Annotated in this window: 13 protein-coding genes and 1 pseudogene; 12 read left to right on the forward strand and 2 right to left on the reverse strand. The window is 69.0% G+C overall.

Going from position 1 to position 14,378, the window contains the following annotated elements; all coding sequences use genetic code 11:
- Nucleotides 1–41 precede the first annotated feature (41 nt).
- The 7 genes from nadD to KB201_RS19745 all read left to right on the forward strand — a co-directional run bounded on the left by nadD (nucleotide 42) and on the right by KB201_RS19745 (nucleotide 6,123).
- Nucleotides 42–821 (forward strand): nicotinate-nucleotide adenylyltransferase, encoded by a 780-nt coding sequence (gene nadD / locus KB201_RS19715; protein ID WP_058252105.1) that lies wholly within the window; start codon nucleotides 42–44, stop codon nucleotides 819–821.
- A 10-nt stretch (nucleotides 822–831) separates the two neighbouring features.
- Complete coding sequence (gene rsfS, locus KB201_RS19720; RefSeq protein ID WP_004023080.1) at nucleotides 832–1,194, forward strand: ribosome silencing factor; 363 nt, start codon at nucleotides 832–834, stop codon at nucleotides 1,192–1,194.
- Nucleotides 1,191–1,904 (forward strand): histidine phosphatase family protein, encoded by a 714-nt coding sequence (locus KB201_RS19725; RefSeq protein WP_058252104.1) that lies wholly within the window; start codon nucleotides 1,191–1,193, stop codon nucleotides 1,902–1,904. The genes rsfS and KB201_RS19725 overlap by 4 nt, the downstream gene beginning before the upstream one ends.
- Before the next feature lie 13 nt (nucleotides 1,905–1,917).
- Complete coding sequence (octT, locus tag KB201_RS19730) at nucleotides 1,918–2,742, forward strand: diglucosylglycerate octanoyltransferase (protein WP_058252103.1); 825 nt, start codon at nucleotides 1,918–1,920, stop codon at nucleotides 2,740–2,742.
- 4 nt (nucleotides 2,743–2,746) lie between these two features.
- On the forward strand, nucleotides 2,747–3,607 hold the full coding sequence (locus tag KB201_RS19735) for a DegV family protein (RefSeq protein WP_058252102.1): 861 nt from the start codon (nucleotides 2,747–2,749) through the stop codon (nucleotides 3,605–3,607).
- 116 nt (nucleotides 3,608–3,723) lie between these two features.
- The gene (locus tag KB201_RS19740) at nucleotides 3,724–4,722 is read left to right on the forward strand and encodes a ComEA family DNA-binding protein (RefSeq protein ID WP_211540147.1); all 999 of its coding nucleotides are present in this window, start codon (nucleotides 3,724–3,726) and stop codon (nucleotides 4,720–4,722) included.
- 3 nt (nucleotides 4,723–4,725) lie between these two features.
- The gene (locus tag KB201_RS19745) at nucleotides 4,726–6,123 is read left to right on the forward strand and encodes a ComEC/Rec2 family competence protein (protein ID WP_211540148.1); all 1,398 of its coding nucleotides are present in this window, start codon (nucleotides 4,726–4,728) and stop codon (nucleotides 6,121–6,123) included.
- 12 nt (nucleotides 6,124–6,135) lie between these two features.
- Here the strand turns inward: KB201_RS19745 and KB201_RS19750 are convergent.
- Nucleotides 6,136–7,538 (reverse strand): annotated as a pseudogene (locus KB201_RS19750) (amino acid permease).
- A gap of 163 nt (nucleotides 7,539–7,701) precedes the next feature.
- Here KB201_RS19750 and holA point away from each other — a divergent pair.
- Complete coding sequence (holA, locus tag KB201_RS19755; protein ID WP_068970238.1) at nucleotides 7,702–8,670, forward strand: DNA polymerase III subunit delta; 969 nt, start codon at nucleotides 7,702–7,704, stop codon at nucleotides 8,668–8,670.
- Nucleotides 8,671–8,897: 227 nt separating this feature from the next.
- Here holA and rpsT read toward each other — a convergent pair whose 3' ends face one another.
- Nucleotides 8,898–9,158: a 30S ribosomal protein S20 gene (rpsT, locus tag KB201_RS19760; protein WP_004023072.1), complete on the reverse strand. Its 261-nt coding sequence runs from the start codon at nucleotides 9,156–9,158 to the stop codon at nucleotides 8,898–8,900.
- A gap of 239 nt (nucleotides 9,159–9,397) precedes the next feature.
- Between rpsT and KB201_RS19765 the strand changes: the two genes are divergently transcribed.
- The 4 genes from KB201_RS19765 to KB201_RS19780 all read left to right on the forward strand — a co-directional run bounded on the left by KB201_RS19765 (nucleotide 9,398) and on the right by KB201_RS19780 (nucleotide 14,365).
- Nucleotides 9,398–10,570: a hypothetical protein gene (locus tag KB201_RS19765; RefSeq protein ID WP_058252098.1), complete on the forward strand. Its 1,173-nt coding sequence runs from the start codon at nucleotides 9,398–9,400 to the stop codon at nucleotides 10,568–10,570.
- 92 nt (nucleotides 10,571–10,662) lie between these two features.
- Nucleotides 10,663–12,546: a circularly permuted type 2 ATP-grasp protein gene (locus tag KB201_RS19770; protein WP_078112906.1), complete on the forward strand. Its 1,884-nt coding sequence runs from the start codon at nucleotides 10,663–10,665 to the stop codon at nucleotides 12,544–12,546.
- On the forward strand, nucleotides 12,543–13,520 hold the full coding sequence (locus KB201_RS19775; RefSeq protein ID WP_058252096.1) for an alpha-E domain-containing protein: 978 nt from the start codon (nucleotides 12,543–12,545) through the stop codon (nucleotides 13,518–13,520). Before KB201_RS19770 ends, KB201_RS19775 begins: the two co-directional genes overlap by 4 nt.
- Entirely contained in the window at nucleotides 13,517–14,365 is an 849-nt protein-coding gene (locus KB201_RS19780; RefSeq protein WP_058252095.1) for a transglutaminase family protein, read from the forward strand. Before KB201_RS19775 ends, KB201_RS19780 begins: the two co-directional genes overlap by 4 nt.
- Nucleotides 14,366–14,378: the final 13 nt, after the last annotated feature.

The following is a 14,378-nucleotide window of genomic DNA, read 5'->3' on the forward strand; positions in this document are numbered from 1 at the left end:
TGCCGATTCGCATCAGTGCTCGACGCGTAGACTGACCGTCCATGTCACCCGACCGCCCGCGTGCGCGCCGTATCGGCGTGATGGGCGGCACGTTCGACCCGATCCACAACGGGCACCTCGTCGCGGCCAGCGAGGTCGCCCACCGGTTCTCGCTGGACGAGGTGATCTTCGTCCCGACCGGCCGTCCCTGGCAGAAGATCGGCGAGGCGACGACGGTGAGCCCGCCGGAGGACCGCTACCTCATGACGGTCATCGCGACCGCGTCGAATCCGCAGTTCAGCGTCAGTCGTGTCGACATCGACCGGGACGGCGACACCTACACCGTGGACACGCTCCGCGACCTGCGAGCGCTGCTCCCGGAAGCCCAGCTGTACTTCATCACCGGTGCCGACGCGCTGGAATCCATCCTGTCGTGGCAGGACTGGGAAGAGCTGTTCGGCCTCGCCCGATTCGTCGGCGTGAGCCGCCCGGGGTACGAGCTCGACGCCACGCACCTGGCCCACCATCTCGAGGCCATGCCCGCCGACACCCTGCATCTGCTCGAGATCCCGGCGCTGGCGATCTCGTCCACCGAGTGCCGGACGCGCGCGTTGCAGGGTCGGCCCGTCTGGTACCTGGTGCCCGACGGCGTCGTGCAGTACATCGCCAAGCGGAAGCTGTATCGTGCGCCCCGGGCGTCGTCGCCCGGTGTCTCCGCCCCGGCGCTTCCGGGGGCCAACCGCCCCGAGCGGCTCCCGCCCGAGGAAATTCCTCCCGGAGAGTTGCAGGGCGATACCGACGGGTCGGGCCGCGCCCTGGGCGAACAGGCCGTGACCGAATGAGAGGACAAGTGTGACTGCGTCAGCTGAAGCGCTGGAGATGGCCAAGGTGGCCGCCCTGGCCGCGGCCGAGAAGCTCGCCCATGAGGTGACGGTGATCGACGTGTCGGAGCAGTTGGTGATCACCGACGCCTTCGTGATCGCCTCCGCCGACAACGAGCGTCAGGTGAACTCGATCGTCGACGAGGTCGAGGAGAAGCTGCGGGAGGCCGGCCACAAGCCGCTGCGGCGCGAGGGCACGCGCGAAGGTCGTTGGGCACTGCTCGATTACGCCGACATCGTGGTGCACATCCAGCACACCGATGAACGACGCTTCTACGCGCTGGAGAGTCTGTGGAAGGACTGCCCGGTGGTCGAGGTGGACGGGCTGTCGTGAGTGGCGGTCCCGACTCACACGACACCGCCGTCGAACGTCTCACCCCGGTGGTGCGGCGCCTGATCCTGTTGCGGCACGGTCAGACCGAGTACAACGCGGCGAGCCGGATGCAAGGCCAGATCGACACCGACCTGTCCGAACTCGGTGTCCGGCAAGCTGGTTCGGCCGCGGTCGAGCTCGCCAAGCGGCAACCGGTGGTCATCTGGTCGTCGGATCTGCGGCGGGCCCGCGACACCGCCGAGGCGCTCGCGCAACGAACCGGTCTGCCGGTGACCACCGACGTACGCCTACGGGAGACACACCTCGGTGAGTGGCAGGGTCTGACGCACCTCGACGTCGATGCCGCGATGCCGGGCGCGCGCGCCGTCTGGCGCGATGACGCGACCTGGACGCCGCCGGGTGGGGAGAGCCGCGTCGACGTCGCCCGCCGCTCCACCCCCCTGGTCGACGAGTTGATCGAGCTGCTGCCGGAGTGGGGCGTCGGCGACAACCCGGAGGCGCCGGTGGTGCTGGTGGCCCACGGGGGAGTGATCGCGGCGATGACCGCGGCGCTGCTCGGGCTGCCGGTCGAGAACTGGCCCGTCTTCGGGGGGCTCGCGAACACGAGTTGGGTGCAGCTGTCGGGGCACAGCATGCCCGGCGAACTGCCGCGGTGGCGCCTGGACGTGTGGAACGCGTCCGCCGAGGACTCCGACCCGGCGGTGCAGTGAGCGACGTCCGCCGATGACCGAGGCCGCCGGACCCGGTCCATCCGCTGCCGATGCGCGGGAGCGATGTGTGCTGGTGTTGTCCGACTCGCTCGCGTACTACGGTCCGCAGGGCGGTCTGCCCGCGGATGACCCTCGGATCTGGCCGATGCTCGTGGGCGCTGCGACGCGTTCGGAGGTGCGGCTGTTCGGCCGGATCGGGTGGACGAGCCGGGACGTCTGGTGGGCCCTCACCCAGGACCCGAACATCTGGGCCACCGTGCCCCGCGCCGACGTCGTCGTGCTCGCATTCGGAGGTATGGACACGCTGCCCTCGCCGCTTCCGACGGCTTTCCGGGAGCAGATCCGCTACATCAGGCCGAACGGGTTGCGGCAGCGAGTACGCGCGGCCTATGCGTGGATACAACCGCGGGGGTCGCACCTCGGATGGCCGCTCGCGCTGCCGCCGCACGTCACGATCGAGTACCTGGAGAAGATCCGCGCGGCGCTCGCCCAGTTGCGTCCGGACCTCCCGATCGTCGTGTGCCTGCCGCCCACCCACCGCAGTCCGTATTACGGCAACGTCCATGCCGGGCGGATCCCGACGACCGCGGCGATGTCGCGATGGGCGTCGAGCCACGGCCTACCGTGTGTCGACTTCTACCCGGTCACCAGGGACGCCTTCGGCGACGACACCGCCGAGATGAATCCCGACGGAATCCACTGGGGTTTCTCGTGCCATCGGGGCATCGCCGACCTGGTCGCCCCGGTCGTCGACGCCGTCCGGCGGCGCGCGAATCGCGACACCGCGGGCCCGACCCCGACGCCCGTGGAGGCCCGGCGCGTGAACCCGTTAACGTAGACGCGTGCCTGTCGTCGTCGTCACAGACTCCTCGTCCCGACTGCCGCGGTCGGTGACCGAGCACTACGGGATTCGGCAGGTCCCACTGCACCTCGCCGTCGGCGACGAGGACTACCGCGAAGGTGTCGACGACATCCCGGCCGACATCGTGACGACGCCGGGCGTGACCACCTCCGGTGCCAACCCCAACGACCTCTCCGAACATTTCGAGTCCGCGCTCGAGGCGAGTCAGGGTGCCGGCGTCGTCGCCGTGCACATGTCGCGCCGGTTGTCGGGGACCTGGAGTTCGGCGCGGATGGCCGCGGAGAAGTTTTCCGGGCAGGTTCGGGTCGTCGATTCCCGATCTGTCGGTCTCGCAGTCGGTTTCACCGCCGTCGCGGCCGCCCAGGCCGCCGCCGGGGGAGCCGACCGGGACCGCGTGTACGAGTCCGCCATCCGACAGGCAGCGACCGTCGACTCGCTGCTGTGTGTGCAGCAGCTCGACAATCTGCGCAACAGTGGCCGGATCAGCGCCGCGGGCAAGCTCTTCGGCTCGGCGCTGTCCATCAAACCGATCCTGCACATGGTCGACGGGACCCTGACGCTGAAGGAACGTCATCGCACGTTCTCCAAGGCGCTGGACAAGATGGTCGATGCGGCCGCCGACTCCGCGGGCGGCCGCGCGGTCACGGTCGGCATCCAGCACTGTCAGAGCCCGGACGTGGCCGAGGAACTGCGCGCGGCCGTCCACGCCAGGCTGCGGGTGGTGACCTCCGAGCTGACCGTCGATCTCGGTCCCATCCTCGGCACCCACGTCGGCCCCGGCGCGGTGGGCGTCGTGATCGCTGCGCACCTCGAACCGATCGAGGGTCTCGGCGAGTCCTAGCGGTCCGGCGCGCCGGGCTCGGCGCCATCCACAGCTCGCGCTGACCGTCCACAGATCGCGGGCTCCGCGGCTCGCGTGCGGAGCAGCGGCGGCTGTGCCACCTAGCGTGTGGCGTCATGAGCGCATCAGGACGGCCGAACCCGTTGGACCGGCTGGCGCCGGTGGCCGATCTGCCGGGCCGACGGGACGGTAAGGCGGGCATCGACCCCGAGTCGCCGCTCGCTCCGGACATCGACGACCCGCTCGGCCCCGTCGAGGAACCCGAGCATCCAGGGTGGGGGATCGGCGGGATGCCGACATGGCTCGACACGCCGCCGCGAACCCAGCGTCGAGGGTCGGACGCCGACGGCGGCGACAGTGTCGGCGGCGACGGTGCCGAGGATGACGATGACTTCGACGACGATCCCATCCCTCGACGGCGCTTCGCGGTCGCGCCACCGGCAGCTCTCGCGCTGATCGCGGTCGGCGTCGTCGTCTGTGCCGTGGCGGCCTTCGGACTGTTCCGCGGGTCGGAGTCGGCGCCGGTCGTGGATTTCGGTGCGGTGGCCGGCACCTCGTCGATGTCGGACCCGTCGACGCCGCCGGCCGTGCCGACCGAATCGACCCCGGCGCAGATGGTGGTCAGTGTCGTCGGTTTGGTGCACGCGCCGGGTCTGGTGCAACTCACGCCCGGGGCGCGGGTCGCCGACGCGATCGACCGGGCGGGGGGCGCGCGCAAGAACGCGGATCTGCTGTCGCTGAACCTCGCGCAGGTCCTCCGGGACGGCGATCAGATCCTCGTCGGCTACGCGGGCGGGCAGGGCGAGATATCGCTGCGCAGTGCCGTCGTCGGGGCCTCGGGCGCGCCACCCGCACCCGCGGGTGCACCCCCGGCAGATGCAAGTGCTCCCGCCGGCGGTTCGGGTGGTCCGCCGGCCACCGGCGGACTCGTGAACCTCAACACCGCCACCGAGGCCGACCTCGACGAGTTGCCCGGGGTGGGGCCGGTGACCGCGAAGGCCATCCTGTCGTGGAGGGATCGCAACGGGCGCTTCAGCTCCGTGGACCAGCTGGCCGAGGTCGACGGGATCGGTCCGGCACGCCTGGCCAGACTGCGCGATCTCGTGACGGTCTGACGGGTGGACTACCGCCTGCTGGTACCGGCGGTGGCGGTGTGGTCGGTGACGGCGTTCGGGCTGGTGATGCCGCCCGGGTACACGCTCGGGCTGGCGATCTGTTCGGGCGCGGTGGCCTCGGTCGGCACGCTGATCTGTGCCGGCGGCCGGTTCGGATGGGACGCGGTCGGTTTGATCATCGTCGTGGCCGGACTCGCCGCGGTGTGCGCGACTTCCTTGGCGATCCGGCAGGAGGTCCGCTCCGATCACCCGCTGGCCGCGTCGACCGGGAAGTCGACGGTCGTACTTACCGTGCGTGGGGACCCGGTGGTTGTCGGGCCCTCGTCGGCCGGACGCGTCCGTCTGCGCGTCGACGTGGAACAGGTTGGTTCGCATCGTGTTCCGACGGCTTCCGCCGACCTGATGGGGGATCTCGGGGAGTGGTCGGGACTGTTGCCCGGGCAACGGGTGCTCACGGTCGCGCGGGTGCGGCCGCCGCCCGAGCACTCGCTGCTGGTGGCGACCCTGACTGCGCAGCAGCCCCGGGTCGTCGGCTCGCCGCCCGCCCACCAGCAGGTGGCCGGTGCGATCCGGGAACGGTTGCAGGTGTTGGCCGCGCGGGCGCTCGACGAGGACGCGGCCGGACTCCTGCCCGGTCTCGTGCTCGGCGACGAGAGCTCCCTCGACGACGGCCTGCGGGACGATTTCCGCGACGCCGGCCTGAGCCATCTGACCGCGGTGAGCGGCAGCAATTTCGCGATCGTCTGCGGGGCAGCGCTTCTCGTGGTTCGTAGTGTGGGTGTCCCACCGCGGGCGGCCGCGGTCGTCGGGCTGGTGGTGATCCTGGCATTCGTGGTGCTCGTCCGGCCGTCGCCGAGTGTGGTGCGTGCCGCGTTGATGGGAGCGGTGGGTGTGTTGGCGCTCTTCGCCTCTCGTCGGGCGCAGGCGTTCCCGGCGCTCGGTGCGGCGGTCGTCGGCGGACTCCTGTGGTGGCCCGAGCTGGCGCTGCAACCGGGGTTCGCCTTGTCGGTGGCCGCCACCGCCGCCATCGTGCTGTGGGCTCCACGACTCCGTGACCGGTTGCGCGAGTGGCGTTGTCCGCCGGGTGTCGCCGAGGTGTTTGCGATGGCGGTCACCGCGCAGGTGGTGACGGCGCCGATCGTGGTCGTGGTGACCGGCACGTTCTCGGTGGTGGGAATCGTGGCGAACCTTCTCGTCGCCCCGGTCGTCGCGGTGATCAGTGTGGTCGGCACCCTAGCCGCGCTCATCGGTGCGATCGGGCCGCCCGACGGCGTCGGCGCGCTCGTGGGTGAACTGCTGGTGCGCGCCCTCGCCCCCGAACTGTGGTGGATGGTCGTGTGCGCGCGCACCCTTGGTGGCGTGGGCTGGGCGAGTGTGGAGGTGCCCTCGCCGTTCGGATGAGGCTGCCCGCGGTCAGACCTCGCGATCGGCCAGTGCGCCTGCGGTGCGGTTCCACACCATGTAGCCGACGCCGACCGCGGCGAACCAGACCGCCCCGACGACGAGCGCGATCCGACCGTCGCGATCGAAGAACAGCAGGACGAAGACGAGAGCGAGGAAGGCGAGTGCGAGCCAGGTGGTGACCGGGGCGCCGGGGACCCGGTAGTCCGAGCGCGGCAGTTCACCGCGCGCGACCTTCCGGCGGTAGGCCATCTGGCACAGCAGGATCGTCGACCAGATGACGATGATCCCGACCGTCGACACCGCGGTGATGTAGGCGAAGGCGTGTACGGGATCGACGACGTTCACCACCACGCCGATCGCCATGACCGCGGCACTCAGCGTGATGCCGACGGCCGGGACCTTGCGGTTCGAGAGTCGGGTCAGCTGCCGCGGGGCGTCGCCGGTGTGGGCGAGGGAGCGCAGCATGCGCCCGGTCGAGTAGATGCCCGAGTTGCACGACGAGAGGGCAGCGGTGAGCAAGATGAAGTTGACGATGCCCGCGGCGCCGGGGATGCCGATGTAGGAGAAGACCGAGACGAAGGGGCTCTCGCCGGCCTGGAAGTCCGTCCAGCTGCGGACCGAGAGGATCACCAGCAGCGAGCCGACATAGTAGATCCCGATGCGGAACGGAACGGTGTTGATCGCCTTGCGCAGCGTGACACGCGGGTTCTGCGCCTCGCCCGCGGTCACGCCGACGAGCTCGACGCCGACATAGGCGAACATGACGATCTGCAGGCTCAGCATCGCGTTGCTGAAGCCGGTCGCGAAGAAGCCGCCGTCGTTCCACAGGTTCGTCACCGACGGACCGGTCTCGGGCCCCAGCCCGGCGATCGGGAGCAGCACACCGATGCCGACGATGATCATGCCGAGGATGGCGGTGACCTTGATGGCGGAGAACCAGAACTCCGCGCGTCCGAACACCCCGACAGAGATCAGGTTCGCGCCGAACAGCACGATGAGCGCGCGATGAGGGCGGCGACCCACACCGGCACCGAGGGCCACCAGTAGTTGATGTACTTGCCCGCCACGGTGATCTCGGCCATGCACGTCGTCGTCCACACGGCCCAATAGGTCCACCCCTGGCTGAAACCGGCGAACCGTCCGAGGAACTCGTCGGCGTACTCGCTGATGCCGCCGGAGATCGGCCGGTAGATGAGGAGTTCGCCGAGAGCGCGCATGACGATGAAGATCGCGAGGCCGGCGAGCGCGTACGCCAGGATGAGTGCCGGTCCCGCCTTCTCGATCGCGCCACCCGCGCCGTAGAAGAGGCCGGTGCCGATCGCGATCATCTGCACGGTGCGGGCGGTGAGCCCGCGTTGGTATCCCTCGTCGGTGTCGGCACCCGTGTCGGTGCCGGGATGCTCGACAGTCAGCGGGCAACTCCTGGAATGTCGGTGGGCCGATGGCAGAAGCTCACCGTAACGGCCCGCGATCGACCGGATTCACTCGCCCACAGGACCCGTCCACTTTGTCGTATTCGGTTGGCCGGGCGGCGGTCCGGTGATCGTGTCGGCGCCGTCTGGCACCATTGTCGCCGTGACCGATCGCCTGCACCTGCTGCTCGGAGACGACGACTTCCTCACCGGCCGGGTGATCTCGGCCGTGGTCGACGCCGCGTCGAAAGCGGCGGGCACCCCGGTGCCGGTGACCCGGGTACGTGCCGGCGACGTGAGCGAACACGAACTCGCGGAGCTGCTCAGTCCGTCGCTGTTCGCCGAAGAGCGGATCGTTGTCGTCGAGGCCGCCGCCGACGCGGGCAAGGAGCCGGCCGCGCTCATCGCCGCGACCGCGTCGTCGCTGCCCGAGGGCATCACGCTGATGGTGATCCATCACGGCGGGGGCCGGGCGAAGTCGATGGTCCCCGCGTTGAAGAAGGCCGGGGCCGTTGAACACGAGACGACCGCCCCGAAGTGGCCGTCGGAGCGGATGACGTTCGTGCGCAACGAGTTCCGATCGTTGGGCGTGAAGGTAGGCGCCGATGTCGTCGAGCAGGTGGTCGAAGGCGTCGGATCGGAACTGCGCGAGCTGGCCGCCGCGTGTGCGCAACTCGTGGCCGACACCGGCGGCAAGGTCGATCGCGACACCGTGCGCCTGTACTACCAGGGCCGTCCCGAGGTGACCGGATTCGAGGTGGCCGACCGGGCGGTGACGGGCGACCGTGCCGGCGCGCTGGAATCCCTGGCCTGGGCGCTGCACCACGGCGTGCCGCGGGTGCTGCTGGCCGACGCCCTCGCCGAGGCCGTCCACGCCATCGCTCGCATCCGGCCCATGGGGTCGATCAACCACTTCGATGCGGCCCGCGAACTCGGCATGCCACCTAACCGGGTCAAGAACGTGCAGGCGAAGGCCAAGGCGTGGGATGCGGAGTCGATCGCGCGGGCGGTCGGCGTGGTCGCCGCGCTCAACGCGGATGTGAAGGGGCAGGCCGCCGACCCCGACTACAGCCTCACCCACGCCGTCGCCACGGTCGCCGACCTCCGGCCGGACGGGCGTCGGCGGAGCTGATCGTCGGGGCCGGACTTCAGTTGGGGCGCGAGAGTGGCTTCGACTCGGCGCCTCGCTCCGCTCGGGGCCGGCTCAACCAGCGGGGGAAGCGTACCGGCTCTACCAGCGGTAGGGCGCCAGACAGAAACGTCGATCACCCCGGCAACCGCGTGGATGCTGCCGGGGTGATCGAGGTTTGAAGATGTGGTGACGGATCAACCGTCGGGCCGACCGGGGGCGGCGTCAGATCAGAGCTTGTTGACCGCGAGGGCGATGGCCGACTTCTTGTTGGCGGCCTGGTTGGCGTGGATGACGCCCTTGCTGGCAGCCTTGTCGAGCTTGCGGCTGGCGGTCTGGCCGAGCTCGGCGGCCTTCGCCTTGTCGCCGGACTCGACAGCCTCACGGAAGCTGCGGATCGCGGTACGAAGGGCCGACTTCACCGACTGGTTGCGCTGGCGGTTCGCTTCATTGGTGCGATTGCGCTTGATCTGAGACTTGATGTTTGCCACGCGGGTTACCTCTGTCGTTGCTGGTGGATATGTCTGTCTGTTCGGGTCGGGCGGTCGGCGCTGGGGGCTGAACTCGCACCGGGCGGTGTCGGCGCGTGAAGCATCTCCACGGCGTCACCGCAACAGCGCACAACACTACCAGCCGGGGTCAGCCCGCCAAAATCCATGCGTCGGGAACGGCGGGCCGCCGCGTCGGCCAATAAGAATCATCGTGAACTTATGTCTACGGTGGACCCATCATGTCCGTCGTTTACGTACACATCGGCCTTCCCAAGACCGGGACCACACACCTCCAGGATCGCCTCTGGCGAAACCGCGACCTGGCCTTGCAGTCCTCCGGGCTGCTGTACCCGGGCAACGTGATCTCCGATCACTTCCATGCCGCGGTGCACCTGCAGCCGGAGCGATACCTCGACTGGGTCGATCCTGCCTTCGCCGGCACCTGGCCGACGCTCCTCGGACAGATCCGGGCCTGGCCGCAGATCTCGTTGCTGTCGCACGAGCTGTACAGCACCGCGACCGTCGACCAGATCGAGCGGCTGATGGCCGACCTGTCCTTCGCCGACGAGGTCCACGTGATCGCGACCGTCCGCGACCTCGGCCGCCAGCTCCCGTCCGTGTGGCAGGAGAACGTGAAGAACCAGCGCCGGGCGTCGTTCGACGAGTTCGTGGATTCGGTGGCCTTCGCTTCCGAGGGGCGCCGGACCGGCGGTCCCGTCGTCGTCAGCACCCCCGCTGACGATGCCCCGGCCGACGAGGTCGACGAGGAGCCGTTCTGGGAGTTCCAGGACTACGTCGGGATCCTGGAACGCTGGTCGCGTGTCGTCGGACCCGAGCGCGTCCACATCGTCACGGTGCCGCCCCGCGGGGCGGCGTCGGGCGACACGCTCTGGGATCGGTTCCTGCGCGTGATGAACATCGATCCGGTCCCGCTGCGGATTCCGGTCCCCAGCCTGAACAGTTCGCTGTCCGCGCCGCAGGCCGAGTTCCTGCGCGGCCTCAACCGCCGCCTGCAGCCGGACGTCATCGAGTGGCGCCGATACGAGCGGATCATCAAGGGGCAGGTGATCGGGGAGATCCTGTTCGAGGCCCCGTCCGGCCCGCCCCAGGGACTCTCGGACAAGAGCCGGGAGTGGGCGGCGGGGGAGTCCCGGCGGATGGTCGCGGCGGTCCGCGACGCCGGCTACGACGTCGTCGGTGACCTCGACGATCTGGTGGTGTCGCCCGAACATGACGCCGGCGACGTACCGCCGCCGTCGGACGGCGAGGTGCTCGACGTCGCGCTCGACACGATCGCGGCGATGGTGCTCGCGGCGCCCTTGCCCAAGGTCGGACCCCGTGCGCGGACGCGGGCGGCGAATGTGGTGCGCAGGGTCAAGCGGCGGGTGATCGCCGCGCGCCGATCATCCTGATCGGTGGCCCCGGAACGGCGGTGCGGCTTCGTCGATGACACGGCCGGTCGACGTCCTGCCGATTTCGGCATTCTGTAGCACCATGGCAGTTTATGACCCCCGCATCGACAAGTGCGCCAGCCAAGAAGGCGGCGCGTAAGTCCGCAGCCGCGAAAGCGGCGTCGTCCACCTCGTCGGGACGGACGGCCTCCGCCAAGTCCGGTTCGACCAAGGGTTCCGGTTCCGGCAGCCGGTCGGCGAAGGGCGCCGGCGACGCAACCACCGGGGAGAATTTCACCGGCAACTTCGGCGGGTACGCAAAAGGCCCGTACGGCAAGGCATATGACGAAATGTTCGATGCCGCCGGCGAGGTGCGGACACCGTACCGCGGTATCTACAAGGCGATGGCCGACGAGGATCAGTCCGACCTCGTGGAGGCGCGTGTGGAGGCCCTCGGGCGTGCCTATCTCGACCAGGGTGTGACGTTCTCGCTGTCCGGCAAGGAACGCCCCTTCCCGTTGGATGTTGTGCCACGGGTGATCTCGGCGGCGGAGTGGAACAAGCTCGAGGCGGGTATCACCCAGCGCGTACAGGCGCTGGAACTCTTCCTCGACGACATCTACGGCGAGCAGGAGATCCTGCGCGACGGGGTGTTGCCCAAGCGACTCGTCCACTCCTGTGAGCACTTCCATCGACAGGCGGCGAACATCCGGCCGCCCAACGGCGTTCGCATCCACGTCGCGGGTATCGATCTGATCCGCGACGAGAACGGTGATTTCCGGGTCCTCGAGGACAATCTGCGGTCGCCGTCGGGCGTCTCCTATGTGCTCGAGAACCGGCGCGCGATGGCCCGCGTCTTCCCGGATCTGTTCTCCAAACACAAGGTGCGTGCGGTCGCCGACTACCCGAGCCACCTCCTGCGCGCCCTGCGCGCGTCGGCGGCGTTCAACGAGGCCGACCCGAACATCGTCGTGCTCACCCCGGGCGTGGCCAACTCGGCCTACTTCGAGCACTCGCTCCTCGCGCGTCTGATGGGCGTCGAGCTGGTCGAGGGCCGTGACCTGTTCTGCCGCGACAACGTCGTGTACATGCGCACGACGGAGGGGGAGCAGCGAGTCGACGTCATCTACCGCCGCATCGACGACGACTTCCTGGATCCCATGCAGTTCCGGCCGGATTCGATGCTCGGCGTGGCGGGGCTGCTGAACGCCGCACGCGCGGGCAACGTGGTGATCTCCAGTGCGGTCGGCAACGGCGTCGGCGACGACAAGCTGATCTACACCTACGTGCCGGAGATCATCCAGTACTACCTCGGCGAGAAGCCGAGTCTCCAGAACGTGGACACCCTGCGCTGCTGGCTGCCCGACGAATGCGAGGAGGTGCTCGACCGCATCGACGAACTCGTCGTCAAACCCGTTGAGGGATCGGGCGGTTACGGCATCGTCTTCGGCCCCGACGCGACCGGCGCCGAATTGGACGCACTGGCACGCAAGGTCCGCAACGATCCGCGCGGGTGGATCGCGCAGCCGGTCGTGCAGCTGTCGACGGTACCGACGAAGATCGGTGACGACATCCGACCGCGCCACGTCGACCTGCGTCCGTTCGCGGTCAACGACGGTGAATCCGTGTGGGTCCTACCCGGCGGACTGACAAGGGTGGCGCTGCCGGAGGGATCGCTCGTCGTCAACTCGAGCCAGGGCGGCGGTTCCAAGGACACCTGGGTGCTGGCCTCGCGCACCTCCGAGGGGGACCGGGAGTTGTCGGGCGCGAAGGTCGTGACGACGAGCGGTGTCGCCGCCGCCCGGCCGGCGGAGAGCGCCCCCGACCCGGTGCACACGCAGACTCAACAGCAACAGCAGGGTTCGATGATGCAGCAGATGGGCTCCATGATGCAGCAGTTGGGTGGGACGCAGCAGATGGGTGGCATGACGCCGCAACCGAATCCGACGGCCGCGTCCGGCGGCATGACCCAGCAACAGGGTGGTGATGTCCGATGATGCTGGCGCGGAACGCCGAATCGCTCTACTGGATCGGCAGATACGTCGAGCGCGCCGACGACATGGCGCGCATCCTCGATGTCGCGATCCACCAGATCCTCGAGGACACCACGGTCGACGTCGACCGGCAGGCACGCCTGATCATCCAGGTGCTCGGGCTCACCGCGCCGGAGGACGACGACGAGCTCGACGTCTGGTCCCTGACCGAACGCGTCGCCTACGACGCCGACGCGGTGGGGTCGATCGTCGACCTGATCCGGGCGGCGCGGGAAAACGCCCGGGGCGCACGCGAAGTCACGTCCAGCGAGTTGTGGGAATGCCTCAACACCACCTACAACGGACTCGACGGCGCCGAACGGCGCTCGCGTCGCCTCGGTCCCCACGAGTTCCTGTCGTACGTGAAGAACCGGGCGGCGATGTTCGCGGGCCTCGCCGACGCCACCCTCAGCCACGACGACGGCTACCGGTATCTGCTGCTGGGTCGGTCGGTGGAGCGGGTCGACATGACCATCCGGATGTTGCTGTCCCGCGCCGGAGATCGGACGACGTCGCCGGCCTGGGTGAACGTCCTCGTGTCCGCCGGCGGGCACGACACCTTCCTGCGGACCTACCGCGGTGTGTTGGACGCCGAGAACATCGTCGAGTTCATGCTTCTCGACCGGCTGTTCCCACGGTCCATCTTCCACGCCCTCAGCGTCGCCGAGCGCAATCTGGGCCAGCTCGAGAGTGGGCCGAGCCGGGTCGGGGCCCAGGCCGAGGCGCAGTTGCTGCTGGGCCGCGCGCGCAGTTCGCTCGAGTTCCTCGAGCCCGGGAAGTTGCTCGACGATCTGCAGGACCGGCTCGTCGACCTGCAGGACACCTGCCGCGCGGTCAACGAGGCGGTCACGAAGCAGTATTTCCATGTGTCGCCCTATGTCTCGTGGGCCGACGCCCGCGTCAGCGACGGGCATGTCATCGAGGAGAGTGAGCTGTGAGCTGGCGTCTGCGTGTTGTCCATTCCACGGGTTTCGCCTACCACAGTCCGGTCACCTCGTCGTACAACGAAGCCCGGCTCACCCCGCGCAGCGACGCCCGCCAGAACGTGATCGTCAACCGGGTCGAGACGGTCCCGGCGACGAGGTCCTACCGGTACACCGACTACTGGGGTACCGCGGTCACCGCCTTCGATCTGCACGCGCCGCACAACGAACTCGAGGTCTCGGGGCTGTCGGTCGTCGAAACCGAGGCCGGACAACGTCCCGACGAGGAGGATCAGGTCTCGTGGGACGACGTGAACAGCGATCACGTCATCGACCGGTATGACGAGATGCTGTCTTACACACCGTATGTCGCCCGCAACCGGTCACTGCTGTCGACCGCGAAGAAGGTGACCAAGGGGCTCACCCCCGAGGAGGCGGTCGAGGCGGTGTGTCGCTTCATCCACACCGAGATGGAGTACGTCCCCGGCACGACGGGCGTGCACACCACCGCGGTCGACGCGTGGACCGACCGCAAGGGCGTGTGTCAGGACTACGCGCACCTCACCCTGCTGATGCTCCGCGGGCTGGGCATCCCCGCCCGGTACGTGTCGGGGTATCTCCATCCCGAACCCGACGCCGAGATCGACAAGACGGTGCAGGGTCAGAGTCACGCCTGGATCGAGGCGTGGACGGGCGGCTGGTGGGGCTACGACCCGACCAACGACACCCCGATCACCGAGCAGCATGTGTCGGTGGGCGTGGGTCGTGACTACGCCGATGTGTCGCCGCTGAAGGGTATCTACACCGGCGGCGGCGCGACCGACCTCGACGTCATCGTCGAGATCACCCGGCTCGCCTAGGGTTTCGTCCTCC

The organism is Gordonia sp. SCSIO 19800 (assembly GCF_018132775.1).
Taxonomy (GTDB): Bacteria; Actinomycetota; Actinomycetes; order Mycobacteriales; family Mycobacteriaceae; genus Gordonia; species Gordonia hongkongensis.

What these genes read in the sequence shown, in the direction of transcription:
- KB201_RS19770 (WP_078112906.1), top strand. Translation starts at nt 10,663, where the DNA reads ATGACCCCCGCATCGACAAGTGCGCCAGCCAAGAAGGCGGCGCGTAAG.
- nadD (WP_058252105.1), top strand. Translation starts at nt 42, where the DNA reads ATGTCACCCGACCGCCCGCGTGCGCGCCGTATCGGCGTGATGGGCGGC.
- octT (WP_058252103.1), top strand. Translation starts at nt 1,918, where the DNA reads ATGACCGAGGCCGCCGGACCCGGTCCATCCGCTGCCGATGCGCGGGAG.
- KB201_RS19765 (WP_058252098.1), top strand. Translation starts at nt 9,398, where the DNA reads ATGTCCGTCGTTTACGTACACATCGGCCTTCCCAAGACCGGGACCACA.
- KB201_RS19775 (WP_058252096.1), top strand. Translation starts at nt 12,543, where the DNA reads ATGATGCTGGCGCGGAACGCCGAATCGCTCTACTGGATCGGCAGATAC.
- KB201_RS19740 (WP_211540147.1), top strand. Translation starts at nt 3,724, where the DNA reads ATGAGCGCATCAGGACGGCCGAACCCGTTGGACCGGCTGGCGCCGGTG.